We start from the raw sequence: 20,231 nt of genomic DNA, 5'->3' as shown, positions 1-20,231 counted from the left end.
CGAGGGCGGTTGCATTGCGCGTGGTGCTAAGGCAGGCTGTGCGGGCCGGAATCGCCGCGTGTTGAGGACCGTAGCAGCAATGAGTGACACGGAACTTCAAGATGGATTGACCGCAGCACAAACGCGGTTTGATCGCGCTATCGCGCGGCTCGAACAATCGGTGACGGGGCTGAGCAACCGGATCCGCCAGCGCGAGCGCATCGAGGTGGATGTGCAAAGGCTGGTGCATGAACGCGGGCGCCTGGCCACTGAGCTGGACAAGACGGCGGCGCGGGCCAAGCGGCTCGACGACAGCGCGCATGATGTGTCCCGCCGCCTGGTCGAGGCCATGGAAACCGTGCGGGCCGTGCTGGCCAAGGCGGAGTAGGCGATGCCCGAAGTCAATGTCGAGATCAATGGCCGCAAATATCGCATGGCCTGCGAAGAGGGCCAGCAGAAGCGTCTGATCGGGCTGGCCGAGCGGTTCAACGACCATGTCGAGCAGCTCAAGGGCGCTGTGGGCGAAATCGGCGACAACCGGCTGACGGTGATGGCCGGCATTGCCGTGGTGGACGAGCTGGCCGAGGCCGAGCGGCGTATCAAGGCGCTCGAGACCGAGGTGCTGGTGCTGACCCGTGCCGGACAGGAAGTGGCCGCCGAGATCGAGGCGCTGGAGGCCAGCTTTGCCGCCCGGCTGTCAGACGCCGCGCGGCTGATCGAAGGCGTGGCGGAAACCCTGGACGATACCGCCCCCATTCCGCAGAACTGAGCGTTCAGCGCGCCTGGGTCGACAGGGTCTGCATGAAGGCCTGTTCGATATCCATGCGCTCGAGCGTATCGCGCACCACGGTGTCGTCGAGTTCGCGGGAATCGCGGGCGGCCAGCAGGCGGGTGCGCCGGCCTTCGAGCAGCATGGCGCCCAGGGCTATGGAGGTTGAGGGATCGAATTCCTGTTCGGTCTGGACGCGCCGCGCAGCCAGGCGCTTGGCCATGAACTCGGTGACGCGGCGGACTTCGGGATCAAGCTCTGTGGCGAGGTAAGCCTCAAGGGTTTGCCGGTCGGCCTCGTCGCTGAGCTGGCGCGCCAGCTCCTGCTGGGCTGCGATGAACTCCCGGTCCCGTGCATCCTCCAGTTTGAGAGACCTGATCAGCCAGGGCAGGCTCAGGCCCTGAACGACGAGGGTGGCGATGGTGACGAAGAAGGCAATGGCCAGAATGGCATTGCGGCCGGGGAAATCTTCACCGGTGACGGTGACGGCGGGAATACCGGCGGCGGCAGCCAGGGTGACGACGCCGCGCATGCCGGTCCAGGCGACGACGAGGTTTTCCTTCCAGGCCAGAGGTGGCGGGGGCAGGGGCCGATTGCGCCGGGCGCGTGCGGCATCAGACTGTGCAAAGCGGCGGGCGATGGCGTTGTGGCGCCAGCGGCCAAACAGGGCCGTGCCAAAGACCCAGGCAAAGCGGACCAGCGTGGCCGCCACAAAAATGGCGCCGGCGGCGACCAGCAATTCGCCGATGTCATAGCCGGCGGCTGAGGCGTCGGTGATGACGAAGCGCAGTTGCAGGCCGATATAGGCGAAGACGAAGGTTTCGAGCAGGGTATCGATGGTGCGCCAGAAATTGCGTTCCTGAATGCGCTCGGCATAGCCGGATTCGGCGGCGAGATGGCCAAGGGCAAAGCCTGCGGCAACCACAGCCAGCACGCCGGAGGCATGGACTTCTTCGGCCGCCAGATAGGCGGCGAAGGGGACGATCACCGAAACGGCGGTGGCCAGCGAAGGGTTGGCGAGCTTGCGGCGGCCCAGTTGCGCCAACTGGCCGATGACCACGCCGATGATGATCCCAACGACGGCGGCATAGAGGAAATAGAGCGGGGTATTGGCAATGAAGGCGTGCGTGCCGGCGACGGACGCCACGGCGACGGTGAACAGGGTCAGCGCGGCGGCATCATTGATAAGGCTTTCCCCCTTGAGCACGGTCATCACCGCCGCTGGCAGGCCGGCCTGACGGCCAATGGCAATGGCGGCAACAGCATCGGGCGGCGCCAGAACGGCGCCCAGGACGATAGCCGATGCCGGCCCCAGGCCGGGCACCAGGATGGCCGCGACCAGACCCACCAGGGCCGCGCTGGCAAAGACCATGAAGACCCCTAGATTGACGATGGAGCCCAGGCGCTTGGCGAAGCTGGCGAAAGAGAAGTCGCTGGCGGCCGAGAACAGCATGGGCGGCAGAAAGACGCCCAGGATGACCTCGGGCGCCAGTTCGAGCCGCGGAATGCCGGGAACGAAAGAGGCGACCAGGCCAATGATGGCCACGAGAAGCGCCGGCTGCACATTGCGACGCTCAGCCAGCCCGGTGATGACGATGGCGACGATGATGACGACGAGGATATGGGCAAGCATGGGTGGCTCCGCGCAGATGGGCTGACAGTGGTGAGCGGCGCGACCAAAAACAAGCGATGTGTTTGGCGATGCCCTATGCAGCGCGGCATGGACGCACTATATCTGGTGCGCTGCCCGGTGCGTGAGGATACCAATATCCCCGGGGCCTTAACGATTCTCAGGGAGCTGTCCCTGGCCGGACCCGTGGGTTCGGACATACGGCGCCCACCTACGTAAAGTAGGTTCCGGGATCGCTTATCCCACGGCCAGGGTGGCTCCTAATTCAAGGCGGTTTGCAGCGCGGCGCATGGTGGACGAGACAATCGAAAAGGCCAAAGCTGCGCTGCGGACCACCGCTCATGCCAATCGTGCGGCGCTGTCGGCCGAAGAACGGGCAGAGTCCGCCAAGCGCGTCACTCGCCACTTCTTCGATCGTCTGACCCTGGCGCCCACCGATGTGGTGGCCGCTTATTGGCGCATTCGCGATGAGCTCGATTGCCAGGCTATCCTGATCGGCCTGATGGACAGCAATCGCACGGTGGTGCTGCCGGTGGTGATGGGGCCCGACCAGCCGCTGGACCTTCGGGTCTGGGAGCAGGGCGCCTCGCTCTATGAAGCCGGCTTCGGTACGCTGGCGCCCTCCGAGCTAGCGCCGCGCCGCGAGCCCGATGTGGTGCTGATGCCACTGCTGGGATTTGACAAACACGGGACGCGCCTGGGCTATGGCGGCGGCTATTACGACAGGACACTGGCCGCCATGCACAAGACGCCGCGGCTGATCGGGCTGGCCTTTGCCGCCCAGGAACTGGACCATATTCCGCGCGAGCCGCATGACGTGCCGCTCGACGCCATCATCACCGAAGCCGGTGTGCGTCACTTCGGCGCCAGCGCATGAAACTGCTGTTCTTGGGCGACGTGATGGGCCGGGCCGGCCGCGACGCGGTCAATGATCGACTGCCAGGGATCATTGCGCGCTATGGCTTTGATTTTGTCATCGTCAATGGCGAGAACGCCAGCCATGGCAAGGGGCTGACCGAGCCGCATTTCAACGCGATCCGCAATGCGGGCGCTGATGTGGTGACACTGGGCGACCATGCGTTCGACCAGCGCGAGACCATCAGCTTCATCGAGCGCGAGACCACTCTGATCCGGCCCATCAACATGCCGCCGGGAACGCCGGGGCGCGGCGCCATGTTCATCGAGGGGCGCAATGGCCACCGCGTGCTGGTGATCAATGCGCAGGGGCGGGTGTTCATGCCGCCGATCGACGATCCGTTCCGCGCCGTTGAAGCGGCGGTGGCGGCCTGTCCGCTGGGCGAGCAGGCCGATGCCATCGTGGTGGACTTCCACACCGAGGCGACTTCGGAAATCCAGGCCATGGGACATTTTCTCGATGGCAAGGTGAGCCTGGTGGTGGGCACCCATACCCATATTCCCACGTCCGACCACCGCGTGCTGCGCGGCGGCACGGCGCTGATGGCCGATGCCGGCATGTGCGGGGATTTCGACTCGATTATCGGCACCGATACAGACGAGCCGCTCAACCGCTTCCTGACCGGGATTCCGAGCGGGCGGTTCACGCCGGCAGAGGGCGAGGCAACCCTGTGTGGTGTGGCCATCGAGACCGATCCGCGCACGGGATTGACCAAGCGTGTGTTGCCATTGAGGCTGGGCGGCAGCCTGTCGCAGGCCGAACCGATCTTCGACTAGCGCTGCAGGCGAGCGGTGTAGCGACGTCGTTGCGCCGGCATGTCGGCAACAATCCCCCCGATGAAAGGCAAATGCGCCCATTGGCCTGCGTCGCGGCCTGTCCGTCGATGGCAAGCGCACCTGCGGCACCGTGGTGTCCAATCCCGTCGCGTCTGCTTGGTGCGCGATAGTCGCCAGGGGCGTCTGCAATGGTCGCTGAGAGCTGTCCTACCGGCCCCTGTCTTGGTGGGTTTGGCGCGAGTGTCCAAAAGACGCAAAGCCTATCCGGCATGCGCAATGCCCTTGCAGACTGTTAACGAGTTCGCCCTCCTTTCAATGGATGGTTCTTTGGATTGCAGAAATGCGCATGGCAGGACGATGAGGCGTTCAACGCTCCCCAGTGCACCAGCGATTCATGCAAGGTATAGGGTTTTCGGTGCAGAATATCGTCCGACGGGCCAATGCAATACGGGCTCTCGACTCTAGCGCATTGTCAGGAGTTTCGGCCGAGCCGGCCGATGGTGGTCACTGGTCCTTTGCGTTTGAGATCACCGGCCAGGGCGTCTGGGACTGCGACGTCAAGGCAGATTGCGTGCACTACTCCCGCATGTGGAAGCAGATACGCGGATACCAACCGGAAGAGGTGGTTGACAGCGCTTTCAGTGCCTGGATGGAGCGCGTTCACCCCGATGATCGCGCGCAGGTCATGGTCGAAATGCGCAGGCAAAACTCCCCGGCGGTCAAGGTCAATGTCTTTGAGTATCGGGAACGTCACAGGGACGGACACTATATCTGGATCCAGAGCCTGGGTGCGGCTATCGCCTGGGCGCCCGACGGCACGCCGACCCGGGTCATCGGCACCGACACCGACATAACCGGGCGCAAGCAGGCCGAGATGGAGCGGCTGCAGCTGTCGCGCCGCGTCGAGCTGGCCATTGAGTCCTCGCGGGACGGTGTGACCATTGTCGATATCGAGACGCTCAGAGTGGTGCAGACCAACTCGGCCTTTGCGGGAATGCTGCAGCGCGAGGTCAAGGACGTCGTGGGTCGACATCCGTGGGAATGGGACGCCCAACGCGGAAGTGAGGAGGTCAGCCGACTTCTGCTGCAAGAGAGTGGGCCAACGCCAAGCCGGGAACCTCTGCTTCTTCAGGCGCTGCTCAAGCGCCAAGATGGCGGCCATGTCGAGGTGGAGGTCAGCTACTCGTTCTTCGAAGCGGGCGGACGCCGCTTCGCCTACGGCACCATCCGGGACATAACCGAGCGCAAAAGGGTGGACAGAGCGCTTCAGGCCGAGACCAAGCTGCGGCGCATAGCGGTTGAAGCATCGCACCACGGTATCGTGTTGGTCGCACTGGGTAACGGGATGATTGTCCAGGCCAACCGCGCATTTGCCGCGATGCTGGGGGTCGAGGCATCTGACGTCGTGGGTACAACGCTCTGGAGTTGGGAGGCCGTACCAGGGGAGTGCATCCTGCAGGTCGTTCTGGCTGAAATCGGCGTCAGCGCAACGGGCTCGGCCAGCCGATATGACTCAAACGTGGTGCGTGCTGACGGTAGCCTTGTGCAGGTGCAAGTGGAGGCCAGTGTCATCGAGGTGGAGGACAGTCGCTACTGCCAGGTGGTGATGACCGATGTGACCGCCAGCAAGGCCAGCGAGATGGCCCTGCGGCAAAGCGAGGCAAAGTTCCGCGCCATGTTCGAGAATACGCGGCGTTTCATCACGCTGCTCGAACCTGATGGCCGGATCATCGACGCAAATCCTGTTAGCTACGATTTCGCTGGCCTGCGGCCTCATGAGGTGGGCGAGCTCTATTTCTGGGATGGGGACTGGTGGCAAGCGGAGGGCGACCGCGCCAGTATCCGTGAGGCAGTCGAGCGCGCTGCTGCTGGTGAGTATGTCACATTCCAGATCGACATCAGTGGCGCCGATGGCGCTGTCCTTACCGTGGATCAAGGTATTGGCCCGATCCGGGATGCTGCTGGCCGGGTCGTGCAGCTGATGGCTGAGGCAACGGACATAACCGCGCTCAAGAACGCCAAGGCTGAACTGGCGCAAAGCCAGATGCGCTGGAACCATGCGCTGGAGAGTGCTGGGCAGGGCGTGTGGGAATGGAGCCTTGAAAATCCACAGACGCGGGGGTCGCGCGTCTGGAAGCAGATGCGGGGCTATGCGCCAGAGGAGGAGATAGACTTCTCCTACGACGCCTGGCTTGAGCGCGTGCATCCGGACGACCGTGCCCGTATCCGTACCGCCATAGAGCGGCAGCAGGACAATCGGCAGGAATATAACTCGTTCGAATACCGGGAGCGCCACAAGGCCGGACACTATGTCTGGATCAACAGCGTCGGCGCTGCTGTGGAGTGGGACGAACAGGGCACGCCGATCCGCCGCATCGGGACGGATTCAGACATCACCGAGCGGAAGCTGGCCGAACAACGCGTGCTCGATCTTTCGCGTCGGCTGGAGCTCGCGCTGGATGCCTCCCGGTTCGGTGTCTTTGAGGTGACCCTGGACAATGATGCGGTTCTTTGGGACGACCGGCTTTGCGAGATCGCCGGGTTTTCGCGAGAGCAAGCGCCAGAGAATGTTGGCGCCCTCGTGCGGGTCATTCATCCAGACGACCTGCTCAAGGCGCAACAGGTGCGCGACCAGGCCCGTGCCGAAACGAGTTTTGAGCTCGAGTTCCGCCTGAACCGCCCTGACGGTGTGCTGCGGACCATGCGCTCGCGCGGTGCAACGTTCAAAGACGAGCATGGGGTGCTCAGGCTGATTGGCCTGGCCTGGGATGTCACGGAAGAGGCCGCGCTCACCCAGAGCCTGCATGCGGCCAAGCATCTTGCAGAGACTCGCAATGTTGAGCTGGAGCGCGCCAAGGCTCGCCTCGAGTACCAGTCTCTGCACGATGCCCTGACAGGCCTGCCAAACCGGCGCTACCTCGACAAGCTGCTCGAAAGGCACGCCCAGCAATCCCTGCCGGGCTCTGCGAGCCTGGCTTTGCTCCATATCGACCTTGATGGTTTCAAGCAGATCAACGACACACTGGGGCATAGCGCTGGCGACGCCATGCTGGTTCACGTGGCAGGTCTGTTGCGGGCCAACATTGGTCTGGAGCAGTTTGCGGCGCGGGTGGGCGGGGACGAGTTCGTTATCGCCTGTCCCAGTGAAACGCGGGCGGAGCGTCTGCAGGCGCTGGCCAATCGGATCATAGAGGTCATACGCAAGCCCGTGCCCTATCAGGGGCATGTCTGCCGGCTTGGCGCCAGCATCGGCATTGCTGTGGAGACCGGCGCTGCATTCAACGCCCAGCGCGTGCTGATCAATGCCGATATCGCACTGTATCAGGCCAAGGGCAGGGGCCGGAACCGGCATGAGTTCTTCTCGGCTGATCTCCAGGAAGAGATTGCCTCCGAGAAACGTATTGCCGACGACATCCTGCGTGGCATCGAGCAGGGTGAATTCGTGCCGCATTACCAGCCGCTGGTTGATGCAAAGACCTTCCAGTTAGTCGGACTTGAGGCATTGGCGCGTTGGAACCATCCCGCAGACGGTCTGCTGGGGCCCGCCTGCTTTCTCAAAGCCGCTGAGCGACTCGACATGCTCGGCACGATTGACCACATGATCCTGGACCGCAGCATCAAGGACCTTGAGGCCTGGCATGCGTTCGGCATCAATGTGCCGTCCGTGTCCGTCAATGTCACCTTTCAACGGCTCAATGACGAGAAGCTGCTGCCCCGCCTGCGCGGTCTGAGGATCAAGCCTGGAACGATATCGTTCGAGTTCCTGGAGTCGATTTTTCTCGACGAGATCGACGACAAGGTCGCCGCCACCATCGATGCGTTGCGCCAAATGGGCATTGCCATTGACGTTGATGATTTCGGAACCGGCCATACATCAATCGTCAGCCTGCTCAAGCTCAGCCCGCGGCGCCTCAAGATCGACCGCCAGCTGGTCGGCCCGATCGTCGATTCCCCAGAGCAGCGCCGGCTCATTGCTGCGATCGTGGACATCGGCGCTTCGCTGGGCATTGGGGTCGTCGCGGAAGGCGTTGAAACCATGGGACAGGCATCCATATTGCGGGACCTGGGCTGTGACGCTCTGCAGGGCTTTGCCTTTGCTCGTCCCATGCCTGCAGGCCAGATTGCGGCCTGGATAAAGACCGCCGGCGGGGGCCTTGCGCCCTAGATGCTGCGTGCTCACTCGGCGACAGCGCCCGAAGTAACCTGTTGCACCCAGACTAGCGCTGTTCGGGTGGCAGATGCCGCAGGCTTTGGCTGAAGGCTGTGACCGCGTCGCGGCTGAACCGCAGGCTGCGCCGTTGGGTTGAAGCAGGATGATGGCGCAGGCCCTCGCCCGGACGCCATTCGCCGCGCGGACGGATGGGGCGCGGCTGGAAGCCGCCACCGCAATTGGGGCAGACATTGTGCAGTACGGTGTCGACGCAGTCGGCGCAGAAGGTGCATTCATAGCTGCAGATGCGGGCATGGGTGGCGTCGGGCGGCAGGTCGGTGTCGCAACATTCGCAATTGGGTCTGAGGTCCAGCATGGCGGGCTCCGTGGGGTATACCGTCTTGTCGCATGGATTGCCGCTGGCTATGTCCTGACATCATCCGGAACGGACCGGTGGTTTTCCGGCGGAGAAGCCATGCGCGAACCTGACGCCATCGACAGCGCGATCCTGGACCTGCTGTGCGCAGACAGCCGGCAGCCGCTCAAACAGATCGGCGCAGCGGTCGGCCTTTCGGTGTCGAGCGTACAGGAGCGCATTGCCCGGCTGGTCGCCGATGGGCTGATTGCCGGCTATTCGATCCGGCGCGGCGCCAGCCTGCGCGGGGCGCGGGCCTATATGCTGGTGACGACGCTGGGGGCGCAATGCGCGGTGGTGGCGCCGCAGCTGATGGGCATTGCCGAGATCGTGCGTTGCGACTCGGTGGCGGGGGAAACCGACATGGTGCTGCTGGTGGAGGCGGCCGACGGGGCGGCCCTGCAGGCGGTGCGCGACCGTGTGGCGGCGACCGAGGGCGTGGTGAGCGTGGTGACCCTGCCGGTGATGGTGGAGCGCTTCGCGCGCCAGCAGCCTTAGGCGTGCAGCGTCGCTGCGGCTTCACAAGCGGCGCAGCCTTGCCTATAACGCGCCACCAATACCGCATCCAGAGCACGAGGGCAGTGACCTATGGCAGGCCATTCACACGCCAAAAATATCATGCACCGCAAGGGCAAGAGCGACGCAGCGCGCTCGAAAGTCTTCTCCAAGCTGGCCCGTGAAATCACCGTGGCGGCCAAGCTGGGCATGCCGGACCCGGCCTTCAACTCGCGCCTGCGCCTGGCCGTGGTCAATGCGCGTTCGCAGTCCATGCCCAAGGACAATATCGACCGGGCCATCAAGAAGGCCATCGGTTCGGACGGCGAGAATTTCGAAGAGATCCGCTACGAGGGCTATGGCCCGGGCGGCGTGGCGATCATCGTGGAAACGCTGACCGATAACCGCAATCGCACGGCCTCCAACGTCCGCTCCTATTTCTCCAAGAATGGCGGCGCGATGGGTGAAACCAATTCGGTTGGTTTCATGTTCGACAAGGTGGGCGAGATCACCTACCCGGCCAAGGCCGGCTCGGAAGACAAGGTCATGGAAGCCGCCATTGAGGCTGGCGCCGATGACGTCGAGAGCGACGAGGAAGGCCACTATATCACCACCAGCTTTGAAGCGATGGTGGATGTGGCCGCAGCGCTGGAAAAGGTGCTGGGCGAAGCCGAATCAGTCAAGGCCGTGTGGAAGCCGCAGACCAATACCGCCATCGATGCGGAAAAGGGCGCGACGCTGATGAAGCTGATCTCGACGCTGGAAGAAGACGATGACGTGCAGAACGTCTATTCGAACTTCGAGATGAGCGACGAGGACATGGCCAAGCTCGAGGGCTGATCGCCCGACGGACTGGTTTGGTCAAAGAGTTTGCTGGGCGGCGCCGCGGGTGCCGCCCTTTTTTATGCCGCGGCGGCTGTGGTTGGTTCAGGCGTGGCCACTGGGGCGGCGGACACCTTGTTGGTCCGGGCCTTGGCGGCATAGAGACGCTGATCGGCGAGACGGTAGAGCCCGGCCAGATCGCCGCGTTCGGCGCTGGTGGCGCTGCCGACCGACACCGACAGTGCGCAGGGCTGGCCGAGCGGGCGGAAGTCGATGGCCGAGATCGACTGCTGGAGGTCCCAGGTCACAGCGGCAGCGTCTGCTGATCCGCTGCCGGGCAGGAAAATGCCAAACTCTTCGCCACCCAGCCGACCGACCAGAGCAGCGGCGGGGCTAGCCGCTCGGATCGCGGCCGCCATCAGGCGCAGGGCCTCATCGCCGCAGTCATGTCCAAAGCGGTCATTGACGCTCTTGAAGTCGTCAGCGTCGAGGACCAGCAGCGCGCCTCCCTTGGCGGCGCTGGCCAGCGCAGTGGTGACGCGATGAGTGAAGGCGCCGCGATTGAGGCATTGGGTCAGCCAGTCGGTGCTGGCCATCAGGCGGAGCTGGGTATTGGCGTGGCGCAATTGCTCATTCTTGAGCAGCAGCACGAAGAGCATGGGGCCGCCCAGCAGCAGCGGCGTCACGATGGCTACGGCGAGCCCCTGCACGTTGATGCCGGCCGAGAACACTTCCATGATGGTGTGGGTGACAATCACGGACACGGCAACGGAGGCTGCGTTAACAAGCCCGAAGATTCGCCACAGCCGAAGCCATGCCTTCTCTGGAAGGATGGTCTTGATATCACTCATAATTGCTTCCTGCATTCCCGCCGCGGATGCTAGGGCGCCATGTTAAAGAATGTGTTGCCGCGAAAGGTGTAAATTTCCTAATGGCGGGGTTATCCACCGCTGGTGTTGCCGGTTTGTTCACACAGTATTTGTTAGCTTGCCTGGTGACGACTAAGGATTGCACATGAGCTTATCCACACGAATCATCGGCATCGATCCCGGGCTGCGCCGCTGCGGCTGGGGTGTGATCGAATCGCAGGGCAACCGGCTGAGTTTTGTTGCCGCCGGAACGGTGACGCCGCCAGTCGACGGTTCGCTGGCCGAGCGGCTGGCGATCCTGTTCGCCGGTCTGGGGGAGGTGCTCGACCGGTTTGTGCCTGATGAGGCGGCGGTTGAGGAGACCTTCGTCAATGCGGGGGCGCGGTCGGCGCTGATTCTGGGGCAGGCGCGCGGCGTTGCCTTGCTGACGCCAGCCGCACGCGGTCTGCCGGTAGCCGAATATGCGGCCAATCTGGTGAAGAAATCGGTGGTCGGCACGGGCCATGCGGAAAAGGGACAGGTGGCACTGATGGTCAAGACGCTGATGCCGCAGGCTGATTTCAAGGGCGCCGATGCGGCCGATGCGTTGGCCATCGCTATCTGCCACGCGCATCACCGTGTCGCCAATCAGCGGCTGAGGGCCCTGGCATGATCGGGAAGCTCAAGGGCCTTGTGGACAGCTTTGGCGATGATCACGTGCTGATCGATTGCGGCGGGGTCTGTTACGAGGCGCATTGCTCGAGCCGGACGCTGCAGGCGCTGCCGCGGGTTGGCGAAGCGGCGGTGGTGTTCATCGAGACCATTGTGCGCGAGGACATGATCCGGCTCTATGGCTTTTCCAGCGAGAGCGAAAAGGCCTGGTTCAATTTGCTGTCGACGGTGCAGGGCGTAGGCGCGCGCGTGGCGCTGTCGATCCTTTCCGTGCTGTCGCCGAGCGAATTGTCGAGCGCCATTGCGCTGCAGGACAAAGCGATGATCGGCCGGGCCAATGGCGTTGGCCCCAAGCTGGCGCTGCGTCTGGTCACCGAACTCAAGGGCAAGGTGCCGACGGGCGGCGCCATTGATGCGGGCACGCTGGGGCTGCAGGCGGCGCTGGGCGAGGGCGTTGCCCCGACCGCGATCAGTGATGCGGTTTCGGCGCTGACCAATCTGGGCTATTCCAGCGCCCAGGCCTCGGCCGCGCTGGCGCGCATTGTTGCCCGCGAGGGTGAGGGTGTGCCGACCGAGAAACTGATCCGTCTGGGCCTGCGGGAGTTGAGCACTTGACTGACCTGACTTCGCCGGCGGCCGGCCGTGACGATCCGCTGGATGTGTCCCTGCGCCCGTCAGGGTTTTCAGAATTTGTTGGCCAGGCGGCGGCGCGGGCGAACCTCGAAGTGTTCATCCAGGCTGCCAAGCAGCGCGGCGCGGCGCTCGATCACGTGCTGTTCGTGGGCCCGCCGGGCCTGGGCAAAACAACGCTGGCGCAGATCATCTCCAAGGAGTTGGGCGTGGGCTTTCGCGCCACGTCCGGCCCGGTGATCGCCAAGGCCGGCGATCTGGCGGCGCTGCTGACTAATCTCGAAGACCGCGATGTGCTGTTCATCGATGAGATCCACCGGCTCAATCCGGCCATCGAGGAAGTGCTCTATCCGGCGATGGAAGATTTCCAGCTCGATCTGATCATCGGGGAGGGGCCCGCGGCCCGCTCGGTGCGCATCGATCTGGCGCGGTTTACGCTGGTGGGGGCGACGACGCGAGCGGGTCTGTTGACCACGCCGCTGCGCGACCGCTTCGGCATTCCGGTGCGGCTCAATTTCTACACCCCCGAGGAACTGGTGCTGATCGTGCAGCGCGGCGCGCGGCTGCTGGGCATGCCGATGGCGCCCGACGGGGCGATGGAGATTGCCCGACGCTCGCGTGGCACGCCGCGTATTGCGGGGCGGCTGCTGCGGCGTGTGACTGATTTTGCGCTGGTGGAGAATGCCGGGGAGATCACCCGCGCCATTGCCGACAAGGCGCTGCTGCGGCTGGACGTGGATGCGCGCGGGCTCGATCAGCTCGACCGACGGTATCTGACGACGATTGCCGATTTCTACAATGGCGGACCGGTGGGGATCGAGACCATTGCTGCCGCGCTGAGCGAGCCGCGCGATGCCATCGAGGAGATCGTCGAGCCCTATCTGATCCAGCAGGGGTTCATCCAGCGCACGCCGCGCGGACGCATGCTGACCGGAACAGCCTTTCAGCATATGGGGCGGATCGTGCCGCAGGGCTTTGTTGGCAATCAGTCGAGCCTGTTCGAGGACCCGGAAGAATGAGCGGACGCACTCTGCTGAGCTTTGCCGCCGAGGGCATGCGCTTCAACTTCCGTGTTGCAGGGGCTGCCATCCGTGATGGGCATCTGCTGGTCGACCGCGAGGATGACGACGACTACTGCATGCTGCCCGGCGGGCGGGTGGAGATGGGCGAGACCACCGAGCTGGCGCTGGCGCGCGAGATCGCCGAGGAGCTGGCGATGCCTGCTGATCTCGGCCCGCTGCTGTTCACCTATGAGAGCCTTTATGGCCGCGCCGGCGAGCGCTATCATGAACTGGGCTTCGTCTATGCCATCGAGCTGCCGCCCGAGGTTCGGCCGGGCGGACCACAGCCCTTCCTCGTGCGGGAAGACGAGGGGCATGTGTTGCACTTCTCCTGGCTGCCGCTGGACGGGCCGGCACTGAGCGCGGCGCGGTTGAAGCCGTCCTGGCTGCCGGAGCGGCTGCGAAACCTGTCGGGCCAACCCGAGCATGTGGTGTTTGTCGAAGAGCCGACGGATATGCCCCGGCCATGAGTGTCCACCAGTTCCCAGTCCGCATCTATTACGAAGACACCGATTTTTCCGGCAATGTCTATCACGCGGCCTATCTCAAGTTCTTCGAGAGGGGGCGCACGGAGTTTTTGCGTGACGCCGGTATCCATCACAGCGCGCTGGCCGAGCAAGGGCTGGCCTTTGCTGTGCGCGCGATGGACATCGCGTTTGACGGGGCTGCCCATATCGATGACCTGCTGACCGTGACGACGGCGGTCGAGGCGATGAGCGGCGCACGGCTCACCCTCAAGCAGACCATTCTGCGGGGTGATGCCGTGCTGACGCGGGCCAGTGTGGTGGTGGTGGCGATCAAGACCAGTGGCGGACCGGCGCGCTTGCCCAAGGCAATCCTCGGGCTGTTCGCGCCGGTCCAGTGATCGCGGCTATTCTGTCTTGTCGAGCTTGATGGCCTTGAGTTTGTCGATGCCCAGGACCTGCAGGGCGAGCTTCTCATAGAAGGGCTCGGAGGTCCCTGAGCGGATCTTGTGCAGGAAGTATTTCTCGAAGCCGACCTTGGCGGTGTGGACCCATTTGCCGGAGGCGGCCCAGTTCACATTGCGCGGCGGAATCTGGGGCTGGGCGACAAAGGCGACACCGCCGTCGCCGAAGTCGGCCAGGCAGATGGCGTTCCAGGTTGCTTCGGCCTGGGGTTGCTTGCCGGCGACCAAGTTGGCGATGTTGTGGGCGGTGGCGGTGACCATGGATTCGATCATGAAGCCGGTCTTGGGCACGCCCACGGGGACCGGCGTCTTGCCGACAGGTGGAATGGCCACGCAGACGCCGATCGAGAAAACCTCGGGGAAGGTGGGGTTGCGCTGGTACTTGTCCGCCAGGATGAAGCCCCGCGGATTGGTGAGCCCCTCGATGCCGCGCACCGCAGCAACGCCGCGGAAGGCGGGCAGCATCATGGCGTAGGAGAACGGGATCTCGTGCTGGCGCACGGCGGTGCCGTCGTCACCCATCTCGGCGGCATAGACCTTGCCGTCGGCGAATTTCTCCACCTTGGCATTGCAGACCCATTTGATGTGATGCTGGCGCATCTCGCTTTCGAGCAGGCCCTTGGTGTCGCCCACGCCATCCAGGCCGAGGTGGCCGATATAGGGTTCGGAGGTGACGAAGGTCATCGGCACGCGGTCGCGGATCTTGGCATCGCGCAGCGCCTTGTCGAGGATAAAGGCGAATTCATAGGCCGGGCCGAAGCAGGAGGCGCCCTGTACGGCGCCGATGACGACTGGACCGGGATTGGCAAGCAGGCGATCAAAGGCGGACTTGGCCGACACGGCATGGTCGACGAAACAGACCGACTGCGTCTGCTGCTGCGGACCGAAACCCTCGATCTCGTCGAAGGCCAGTTCGGGGCCGGTGGCGATCACCAGATAGTCATAGTCCAGCGTGGTCTCGTCGAGCAGTTCGATGCGCTTGGCCTGGGGATCAACGCGCTTGGCGCCCTGGGGATAGAAGCCGATGTGCCGCTTGGCAAAGACCGGGGCGAGATCGATCTCGACGTCCTCGCGGTCCCGCCACCCGACGGCAACCCAGGGATTGGAGGGAACAAAGGAATAGGTGCCGCCCTTGTTGATGACGGAGATCTTGTGCTCAAGGCCCAGCCGATCGCGCAGTTCATAGGCCATGATGGTGCCGCCCAGTCCGGCGCCCAATACGATGATATGTGACATTGCAGTCCTCCTCAGTGATGCGCCGCTTCTGATGAGGCGGAGCGGCGTTCGGTATGGGGTCGGCCGTTTTGAGCCATGATGATCCTCGCCATCCGCGCTGTCTTTGATCTGGCACAAGCCTGCGCCAGAGCCCCTCCCAGGGTTGCGGCTATACATACGAATATTAGAATATAAGGAAATAAATAGCTAGCGGGGTTGTGTCCGGTGTGGGGCCCGCCGATGTGAGCCTTTGTTAACCAATCCTTGACCATAATTGCGGCAAAGCAGTTTCATGTCCGGTTGTGCTGCCGCAAAGGGCTGGTTTCCCGGGCATTTCTCTTAATTTTGACAGATTTCGACCGCATCGGCTGAAGGCTGAAGGTCGGGTGCGTGAACCGGGCCGAAAAGGATCACTACATGGAAGCCATGGACGCTGTGGGTGCCGTCGTGCCGCACACCGATTTTTCCATCTGGGGCCTGTTCTGGGCCGCCGACTGGATCGTCAAGGCCGTGATGCTGGGGCTATTGGGTGCCTCCGTCTGGTGCTGGGCGATCATCATCGACAAGACGATCGTGTATCGTCGCACCAATGCCGAGATGAACCGCTTCGAGCGCACCTTCTGGTCCGGCCAGTCGCTGGAAGAACTCTACCAGATGCAGTCCGAAAAGCCTTCGGGCGGCATGGGCGCGGTGTTTGTTGCGGCCATGAAGGAGTGGAAGCGCAGCCACGAGCAGAATGCGGCCAGTTTTGTGGGCATGCAGCAGCGCCTGGACAAGGTGCTCGACGTGGCGATCAACCGCGAGAGCGAGAATCTGGAAAAGCGCCTGGGGTTCCTGGCGACCATCGGTTCGGCTGGTCCGTTCATCGGCCTGTTCGGCACGGTGTGGGGCATCATGAACGCCTTTACCGCCATTGCCGCCTCGTCCAGCACCAATCTGGCCGTTGTGGCCGGCCCGATCGCCGAGGCGCTGTTTGCCACCGCCATTGGCCTGGTGGCCGCTATTCCTGCCGTTATCGCCTATAACAAGCTCTCCGCCGACTCCGCCAAGATGGTGGGTCGGCTCGAGGGCTTTGCCGACGAATTCTCCACCATTCTCAGCCGCCAGCTCGAAGCACGGAGCCGCTGACATGGGCATGGGCACAGCTGCGGGCGGCTCGGGCGGCAGGGGCCGCCGCGGTCGCAAGAAAGCGGTGATGAGCGAAATCAACATCACCCCCATGGTGGACGTGATGCTGGTGCTGCTGATCATCTTCATGGTGGCCGCGCCCATGATGACGGCCGGCGTGCCGATCGACCTGCCCAAGACGGCCGCCAATGAAATGCCCAGCCAGACGCAGCCGATCACGGTTGCGGTGACCCCCGAAGGCACGATCTATGTCGATGAAGACGTGGTGTCGGAAGCCGATCTGGTCAGTGCCGTCAGCGCAAAGGCAACCAATGGCACGGAAGACCGCATCTTCCTGCGCGGCGATACCACGGCCAATTACGGTTCGGTGATGCGCGTGATGGGGATCCTGTCGGCTGGCGGCTTCAGCAAGATCGGTCTCATCACCGAGCGGGAACCGGGCTAGTCCAGTGCGCATCGGCGTAACCGTATCGATAGCCGCCCACATCATCCTGTTGACTATCGGCTTGATCAGCCTGCAGTTTCAGGAGCCTTTGACGCCTGTCGTGGAATCCATCTCGGTGGATTTGGTTCCCGTCGAAGAATTCTCCAACATCCGCGCCGGTCAGCTCGACAGCACGGTCGTCGATACGCAGACGCCCTCGATTGTTGAAGACGACAAGCCCGCCGAAATTTCCCAGCCGACCGGCAATACCGAGCAGGATCAAGTCAAGCCCTCGCCGGCCGATGTGCCGACGCCCGCGCCGGTGACCAATGCCGCGCCGGCGCCGCAGGCGACGCCCGAGCCTGCGCCGGTGCCAGAGCCGACACCCGAACCCACGCCCGCGCCAGAACCGACCCCGGCGCCGACGCCTGTGGTGCCGCCCGTGCCGGCAACCCGGCCGACCCCAACGCCAACGCCCACTCCGGCCCCCACGCCTGAGCCGACACCCGAACCCACGCCTGCCCCGACACCTGAGCCGACCCCGGCACCGACGCCTGAGCCCACGCCCGAGCCCACCACGCCAGCGGTTGCGGCACCTGTGCCCGCCTCGCGCCCGAGCAATCTCGAACAGAAGCGGCAGCAGTTCGCCGCCGCGGAAGCCGAGCGGAAGAAGAAGGAAGAGGAAGAGCGCAAGCGCGCTGCCGCCGCTGCGGCTGCCGAGAAGACGGCGCAGCAGGAGGCGCCGCCGCAGCTCGATGCAGCCCTTGCCGACGATATCTCGGCCATTATCAACAACGACAAGACCACGGGCGGCACCACCGGCCAGGGGGGCTCACCCACGCTGGGCGACACCACCGGCACCTCGGCGCGCCTGAGCCAATCAGCCATCGACGGGCTGGTGGCGCGGATCAAGACCTGCTGGAACCTGTTGCCGAGCGACATCAACAGCGGCATGACGGTGCGCCTGCTGGTGACGATGAACCCGGACCGTAGTGTGGCCGGCACGCAGATCGTCTCGGCGGATGCTTCGCCGGCCGGTGGCGCCGTGGCGCGCGCGGCACAACGTGCCGTGACACAATGCGGCCCATACGACATGCTCTCTGCAGACGCCTATGACGAGTGGCGGCAGATCGAAGTGGAATTGCGCCCATGACGACCCCGACGGCTGCATCGACGACTGAGCCCCTGACTTTGGATTTGCACGCGGCTGCGACCGGACCGGTTAGCCGCGACCAGATTGGAGACGACAAATGACCCTGATCACGCGGCGCAATGCGCTCAAAATGGGCCTGGCGGGCGGTGCTTTGCTGGCCGGCTCCTCGCTGGCCATGGCGCAATTGCGCATTGTGGTGGAAGGCGCCAATTTCCAGCCGCTGCCCATCGCCATTCCCGATTTCGCCTCGTCGGACCCGGCGTTTGGCAAGGAGATTGCCGAGATCGTGCGGAATGATCTGCGCCGCTCTGGCCTGTTCCTGCCGCTCGATCCGGCGTCGCTGCCGGTGCAGGTGGGCGATGTGAACGCAACGCCCGACTTCAACACCTGGCGCACGGCCAATGTGGATGCCCTGGTCATGGGCGGTGTTGAGCGCGGCGGGCAGATTTCCTCGTCGGTGCGCGTGTGGGACACGCAGCAGGCGTCCCAGGTGGTCGGCAGCAGCTACAATACCGATCCCAACTCCAGCCGGCGCGTTGCCCATATCATCGCCGACGCCATCTATGCGGCGCTGGCAGGCAGCACGGGCTATTTCGACACCCGCGTGATCTATGTGGCCGAAAGTGGCCCCAAGGCCAACCGTGTGCGGCGCCTGGCGATCATGGATCAGGACGGCGCCAATGTGCAGTATCTGACCGATGGCCAGTCCATGGCGCTGACGCCGCGCTTTTCGCCCAATGGCGATCTGGTCACCTATATGAACTTTGCGGACGGCAATCCGCAGGTCTATCTGCTGCAGCTGTCGAGCGGCAAGCAGCAGCGGCTGGCCAATGTCGGTGCGATGACCTTTGCGCCACGCTTCTCACCCGATGGCGGCACGGTGGCTTTCTCGGTGGAGCAGTCCGGCGCGACCAATATCTATGTGACCGGCGTGGGCGGCGGGCAGCCGACGCAGCTGACCTCGGGCGCGGCCATCGACACCGGCCCGTCCTATTCACCCGATGGCAGCCGCATTGCCTTTGAAAGCGACCGCGGCGGCTCGCCCCAGATCTACATCATGAGCTCGGGCGGCGGGAATGCGCAGCGCATCAGCTTTGGCCAGGGCAGCTACTCGACGCCCGTGTGGTCGCCCAAGGGCGATCTGATCGCCTTCACGCGCCAGTCGGGCGGGCAGTTCAACATTGGCATCATGGCGCCGGACGGCTCGGGCGAGCGCATGCTCTATACGAGCTTCCATGCCGAGGGCCCGACCTGGGCGCCCAATGGAAGGGTGATCATGTTCTTCCAGGATCCGGGCGGCAATGACGGTCCCAAGCTGATGAGTGTGGATATCTGGGGCCGCAACCTGCTGACGATCCCGACCGAAAGCTATGCGTCCGACCCGTCGTGGTCGGGGCTGCGGGCCTAGTTCTGCGCTAGCGCAAACACGCGTCCGGCCGCCCTGTGCGGGTGGCCGGCGCAGACAATTTTAGCGATGGGACTTAACCTTATCGTGATATCGCAAACGGGTGTGGTGAATATGCATCATCACAAAAAAGCCCGGATTTCAGCCGCATTTGCGCCTTGGTAGGGTAAGATTAACCAAGCTGGCAAACCCGGCCTTAAGACTAACCACGGTAAAACCCGCCCTCAAGATTTCCGTCTACCCAGGAGCCCATCGTGGTCATTACCGCACCCATCAACACTGCATTGCGCGCAGTCGCCATGCTCTTTTTTGTCGTGGTCGTCGCGGCATGTTCCCGTACGCCTGACGCCATGCCGACGGGTGTTGGCAACCTCGGGCCTGGCGGCGGCGCACCCGGCAGCCAGCAGGAGTTCCTGGTGTCGGTGGGTGATCGCGTGTTCTTCACCACCGATTCGAGCTCGCTGACCACTGAAGCGACCGCGACGCTGGACAAGCAGGCCGCCTGGCTGAACCAGTACCAGAACTATCGCATCATGATCGAAGGCCATGCCGACGAACGTGGCACCCGTGAGTACAACATTGCCCTGGGCGCTCGTCGCGCTTCGGTGGTGGTGAACTATCTGGTGTCCAAGGGCGTCAATGGCCAGCGCATCACCAGCCAGTCGTTCGGCAAGGAACGCCCTGTGGCGATCTGCAATGACATCTCCTGCTGGAGCCAGAACCGCCGCGCCGTCACGGTGGTCCAGTAAAAATTCCGGGCTTCCCCGCGCGGGGAGGCCCAAGAGATCCAGTGCAAACTGGAGGCAAGAGCGCCC

The 20,231-nt window shown here is 63.8% G+C and carries 21 protein-coding genes and 1 other RNA gene; 18 read left to right on the top strand and 4 right to left on the bottom strand.

Annotation, left to right across the window (positions count from 1 at the left end; all coding sequences use genetic code 11):
- Nucleotides 1–79: 79 nt before the first annotated feature.
- Together E8M79_RS17285 and zapA are read left to right on the top strand one after the other, a co-directional pair.
- Nucleotides 80–367 (top strand): DUF4164 family protein, encoded by a 288-nt coding sequence (locus E8M79_RS17285; protein ID WP_137153083.1) that lies wholly within the window; start codon nt 80–82, stop codon nt 365–367.
- A 3-nt stretch (nt 368–370) separates the two neighbouring features.
- Nucleotides 371–748 (top strand): cell division protein ZapA, encoded by a 378-nt coding sequence (gene zapA, locus E8M79_RS17280; RefSeq protein WP_137153082.1) that lies wholly within the window; start codon nt 371–373, stop codon nt 746–748.
- Nucleotides 749–752: 4 nt separating this feature from the next.
- On the opposite strand, the gene E8M79_RS17275 is transcribed toward zapA, so the two are convergent.
- The gene (locus E8M79_RS17275; protein WP_137153081.1) at nt 753–2,381 is read right to left on the bottom strand and encodes a sodium:proton antiporter; all 1,629 of its coding nucleotides are present in this window, start codon (nt 2,379–2,381) and stop codon (nt 753–755) included.
- Nucleotides 2,382–2,485: 104 nt separating this feature from the next.
- Here E8M79_RS17275 and ssrS point away from each other — a divergent pair.
- The 4 genes from ssrS to E8M79_RS17255 all read left to right on the top strand — a co-directional run bounded on the left by ssrS (nt 2,486) and on the right by E8M79_RS17255 (nt 8,235).
- Nucleotides 2,486–2,642, top strand: a non-coding RNA gene (ssrS, locus tag E8M79_RS17270) — 6S RNA.
- A 25-nt stretch (nt 2,643–2,667) separates the two neighbouring features.
- Nucleotides 2,668–3,255 (top strand): 5-formyltetrahydrofolate cyclo-ligase, encoded by a 588-nt coding sequence (locus E8M79_RS17265; protein WP_137153080.1) that lies wholly within the window; start codon nt 2,668–2,670, stop codon nt 3,253–3,255.
- On the top strand, nt 3,252–4,070 hold the full coding sequence (locus E8M79_RS17260; protein ID WP_137153079.1) for a TIGR00282 family metallophosphoesterase: 819 nt from the start codon (nt 3,252–3,254) through the stop codon (nt 4,068–4,070). The genes E8M79_RS17265 and E8M79_RS17260 overlap by 4 nt, the downstream gene beginning before the upstream one ends.
- A gap of 415 nt (nt 4,071–4,485) precedes the next feature.
- Complete coding sequence (locus E8M79_RS17255; protein ID WP_171015911.1) at nt 4,486–8,235, top strand: PAS domain S-box protein; 3,750 nt, start codon at nt 4,486–4,488, stop codon at nt 8,233–8,235.
- A 52-nt stretch (nt 8,236–8,287) separates the two neighbouring features.
- On the opposite strand, the gene E8M79_RS17250 is transcribed toward E8M79_RS17255, so the two are convergent.
- The gene (locus E8M79_RS17250; protein ID WP_137153077.1) at nt 8,288–8,596 is read right to left on the bottom strand and encodes a DUF1272 domain-containing protein; all 309 of its coding nucleotides are present in this window, start codon (nt 8,594–8,596) and stop codon (nt 8,288–8,290) included.
- Between the two features lie 99 nt (nt 8,597–8,695).
- Here E8M79_RS17250 and E8M79_RS17245 point away from each other — a divergent pair, with 99 nt between their 5' ends.
- Together E8M79_RS17245 and E8M79_RS17240 are read left to right on the top strand one after the other, a co-directional pair.
- Nucleotides 8,696–9,133, top strand: a complete 438-nt coding sequence (locus tag E8M79_RS17245) for an Lrp/AsnC family transcriptional regulator (RefSeq protein WP_171015910.1) — start codon at nt 8,696–8,698, stop codon at nt 9,131–9,133.
- A gap of 90 nt (nt 9,134–9,223) precedes the next feature.
- The gene (locus E8M79_RS17240; RefSeq protein ID WP_137153075.1) at nt 9,224–9,970 is read left to right on the top strand and encodes a YebC/PmpR family DNA-binding transcriptional regulator; all 747 of its coding nucleotides are present in this window, start codon (nt 9,224–9,226) and stop codon (nt 9,968–9,970) included.
- A 62-nt stretch (nt 9,971–10,032) separates the two neighbouring features.
- On the opposite strand, the gene E8M79_RS17235 is transcribed toward E8M79_RS17240, so the two are convergent.
- Nucleotides 10,033–10,803 (bottom strand): GGDEF domain-containing protein, encoded by a 771-nt coding sequence (locus E8M79_RS17235; RefSeq protein ID WP_171015909.1) that lies wholly within the window; start codon nt 10,801–10,803, stop codon nt 10,033–10,035.
- A gap of 163 nt (nt 10,804–10,966) precedes the next feature.
- Here E8M79_RS17235 and ruvC point away from each other — a divergent pair, with 163 nt between their 5' ends.
- From ruvC to ybgC, 5 genes are read left to right on the top strand one after another with little or no spacing between them, the layout of a single operon-like run.
- Entirely contained in the window at nt 10,967–11,473 is a 507-nt protein-coding gene (ruvC, locus tag E8M79_RS17230) for a crossover junction endodeoxyribonuclease RuvC (protein ID WP_137153073.1), read from the top strand.
- Nucleotides 11,470–12,087, top strand: coding sequence for a Holliday junction branch migration protein RuvA (ruvA, locus tag E8M79_RS17225; protein WP_137153072.1), 618 nt, complete (start codon nt 11,470–11,472; stop codon nt 12,085–12,087). The genes ruvC and ruvA overlap by 4 nt, the downstream gene beginning before the upstream one ends.
- Nucleotides 12,084–13,121: a Holliday junction branch migration DNA helicase RuvB gene (gene ruvB / locus E8M79_RS17220; RefSeq protein ID WP_137153071.1), complete on the top strand. Its 1,038-nt coding sequence runs from the start codon at nt 12,084–12,086 to the stop codon at nt 13,119–13,121. The genes ruvA and ruvB overlap by 4 nt, the downstream gene beginning before the upstream one ends.
- Nucleotides 13,118–13,633, top strand: coding sequence for an NUDIX domain-containing protein (locus E8M79_RS17215; RefSeq protein ID WP_137153070.1), 516 nt, complete (start codon nt 13,118–13,120; stop codon nt 13,631–13,633). Before ruvB ends, E8M79_RS17215 begins: the two co-directional genes overlap by 4 nt.
- Complete coding sequence (gene ybgC / locus E8M79_RS17210) at nt 13,630–14,028, top strand: tol-pal system-associated acyl-CoA thioesterase (protein WP_137153069.1); 399 nt, start codon at nt 13,630–13,632, stop codon at nt 14,026–14,028. Before E8M79_RS17215 ends, ybgC begins: the two co-directional genes overlap by 4 nt.
- Before the next feature lie 6 nt (nt 14,029–14,034).
- Here ybgC and E8M79_RS17205 read toward each other — a convergent pair whose 3' ends face one another.
- A complete protein-coding gene (locus E8M79_RS17205) occupies nt 14,035–15,327 on the bottom strand; it encodes an FAD/NAD(P)-binding oxidoreductase (RefSeq protein ID WP_137153068.1) in 1,293 nt (430 codons plus the stop codon).
- A gap of 405 nt (nt 15,328–15,732) precedes the next feature.
- On the opposite strand from E8M79_RS17205, the gene tolQ reads away from it, so the two are divergent.
- The 5 genes from tolQ to pal all read left to right on the top strand — a co-directional run bounded on the left by tolQ (nt 15,733) and on the right by pal (nt 20,165).
- Nucleotides 15,733–16,434, top strand: coding sequence for a protein TolQ (tolQ, locus tag E8M79_RS17200; RefSeq protein WP_137153433.1), 702 nt, complete (start codon nt 15,733–15,735; stop codon nt 16,432–16,434).
- A gap of 1 nt (nt 16,435) precedes the next feature.
- The gene (gene tolR / locus E8M79_RS17195; RefSeq protein ID WP_137153067.1) at nt 16,436–16,879 is read left to right on the top strand and encodes a protein TolR; all 444 of its coding nucleotides are present in this window, start codon (nt 16,436–16,438) and stop codon (nt 16,877–16,879) included.
- Between the two features lie 4 nt (nt 16,880–16,883).
- On the top strand, nt 16,884–18,011 hold the full coding sequence (locus tag E8M79_RS18500; RefSeq protein WP_205747926.1) for a hypothetical protein: 1,128 nt from the start codon (nt 16,884–16,886) through the stop codon (nt 18,009–18,011).
- A gap of 97 nt (nt 18,012–18,108) precedes the next feature.
- Nucleotides 18,109–19,419: a Tol-Pal system beta propeller repeat protein TolB gene (tolB, locus tag E8M79_RS17185; protein WP_137153066.1), complete on the top strand. Its 1,311-nt coding sequence runs from the start codon at nt 18,109–18,111 to the stop codon at nt 19,417–19,419.
- Between the two features lie 296 nt (nt 19,420–19,715).
- Nucleotides 19,716–20,165, top strand: a complete 450-nt coding sequence (gene pal / locus E8M79_RS17180) for a peptidoglycan-associated lipoprotein Pal (protein ID WP_171015946.1) — start codon at nt 19,716–19,718, stop codon at nt 20,163–20,165.
- Nucleotides 20,166–20,231: the final 66 nt, after the last annotated feature.

Source organism: Devosia sp. FKR38, assembly GCF_005222805.1.
Lineage (GTDB): Bacteria > Pseudomonadota > Alphaproteobacteria > Rhizobiales > Devosiaceae > Devosia.
This window is presented reverse-complemented; position numbering and strand designations above follow the sequence as displayed.

What these genes read in the sequence shown, in the direction of transcription:
- E8M79_RS17285 (WP_137153083.1), top strand. Translation starts at nt 80, where the DNA reads ATGAGTGACACGGAACTTCAAGATGGATTGACCGCAGCACAAACGCGG.
- zapA (WP_137153082.1), top strand. Translation starts at nt 371, where the DNA reads ATGCCCGAAGTCAATGTCGAGATCAATGGCCGCAAATATCGCATGGCC.
- E8M79_RS17275 (WP_137153081.1), bottom strand. Translation starts at nt 2,381, where the DNA reads ATGCTTGCCCATATCCTCGTCGTCATCATCGTCGCCATCGTCATCACC.
- E8M79_RS17265 (WP_137153080.1), top strand. Translation starts at nt 2,668, where the DNA reads ATGGTGGACGAGACAATCGAAAAGGCCAAAGCTGCGCTGCGGACCACC.
- E8M79_RS17260 (WP_137153079.1), top strand. Translation starts at nt 3,252, where the DNA reads ATGAAACTGCTGTTCTTGGGCGACGTGATGGGCCGGGCCGGCCGCGAC.
- E8M79_RS17250 (WP_137153077.1), bottom strand. Translation starts at nt 8,596, where the DNA reads ATGCTGGACCTCAGACCCAATTGCGAATGTTGCGACACCGACCTGCCG.
- E8M79_RS17245 (WP_171015910.1), top strand. Translation starts at nt 8,696, where the DNA reads ATGCGCGAACCTGACGCCATCGACAGCGCGATCCTGGACCTGCTGTGC.
- E8M79_RS17240 (WP_137153075.1), top strand. Translation starts at nt 9,224, where the DNA reads ATGGCAGGCCATTCACACGCCAAAAATATCATGCACCGCAAGGGCAAG.
- E8M79_RS17235 (WP_171015909.1), bottom strand. Translation starts at nt 10,803, where the DNA reads ATGAGTGATATCAAGACCATCCTTCCAGAGAAGGCATGGCTTCGGCTG.
- ruvC (WP_137153073.1), top strand. Translation starts at nt 10,967, where the DNA reads ATGAGCTTATCCACACGAATCATCGGCATCGATCCCGGGCTGCGCCGC.
- ruvA (WP_137153072.1), top strand. Translation starts at nt 11,470, where the DNA reads ATGATCGGGAAGCTCAAGGGCCTTGTGGACAGCTTTGGCGATGATCAC.
- E8M79_RS17215 (WP_137153070.1), top strand. Translation starts at nt 13,118, where the DNA reads ATGAGCGGACGCACTCTGCTGAGCTTTGCCGCCGAGGGCATGCGCTTC.
- ybgC (WP_137153069.1), top strand. Translation starts at nt 13,630, where the DNA reads ATGAGTGTCCACCAGTTCCCAGTCCGCATCTATTACGAAGACACCGAT.
- E8M79_RS17205 (WP_137153068.1), bottom strand. Translation starts at nt 15,327, where the DNA reads ATGTCACATATCATCGTATTGGGCGCCGGACTGGGCGGCACCATCATG.
- tolQ (WP_137153433.1), top strand. Translation starts at nt 15,733, where the DNA reads ATGGACGCTGTGGGTGCCGTCGTGCCGCACACCGATTTTTCCATCTGG.
- tolR (WP_137153067.1), top strand. Translation starts at nt 16,436, where the DNA reads ATGGGCATGGGCACAGCTGCGGGCGGCTCGGGCGGCAGGGGCCGCCGC.
- tolB (WP_137153066.1), top strand. Translation starts at nt 18,109, where the DNA reads ATGACCCTGATCACGCGGCGCAATGCGCTCAAAATGGGCCTGGCGGGC.
- pal (WP_171015946.1), top strand. Translation starts at nt 19,716, where the DNA reads ATGCTCTTTTTTGTCGTGGTCGTCGCGGCATGTTCCCGTACGCCTGAC.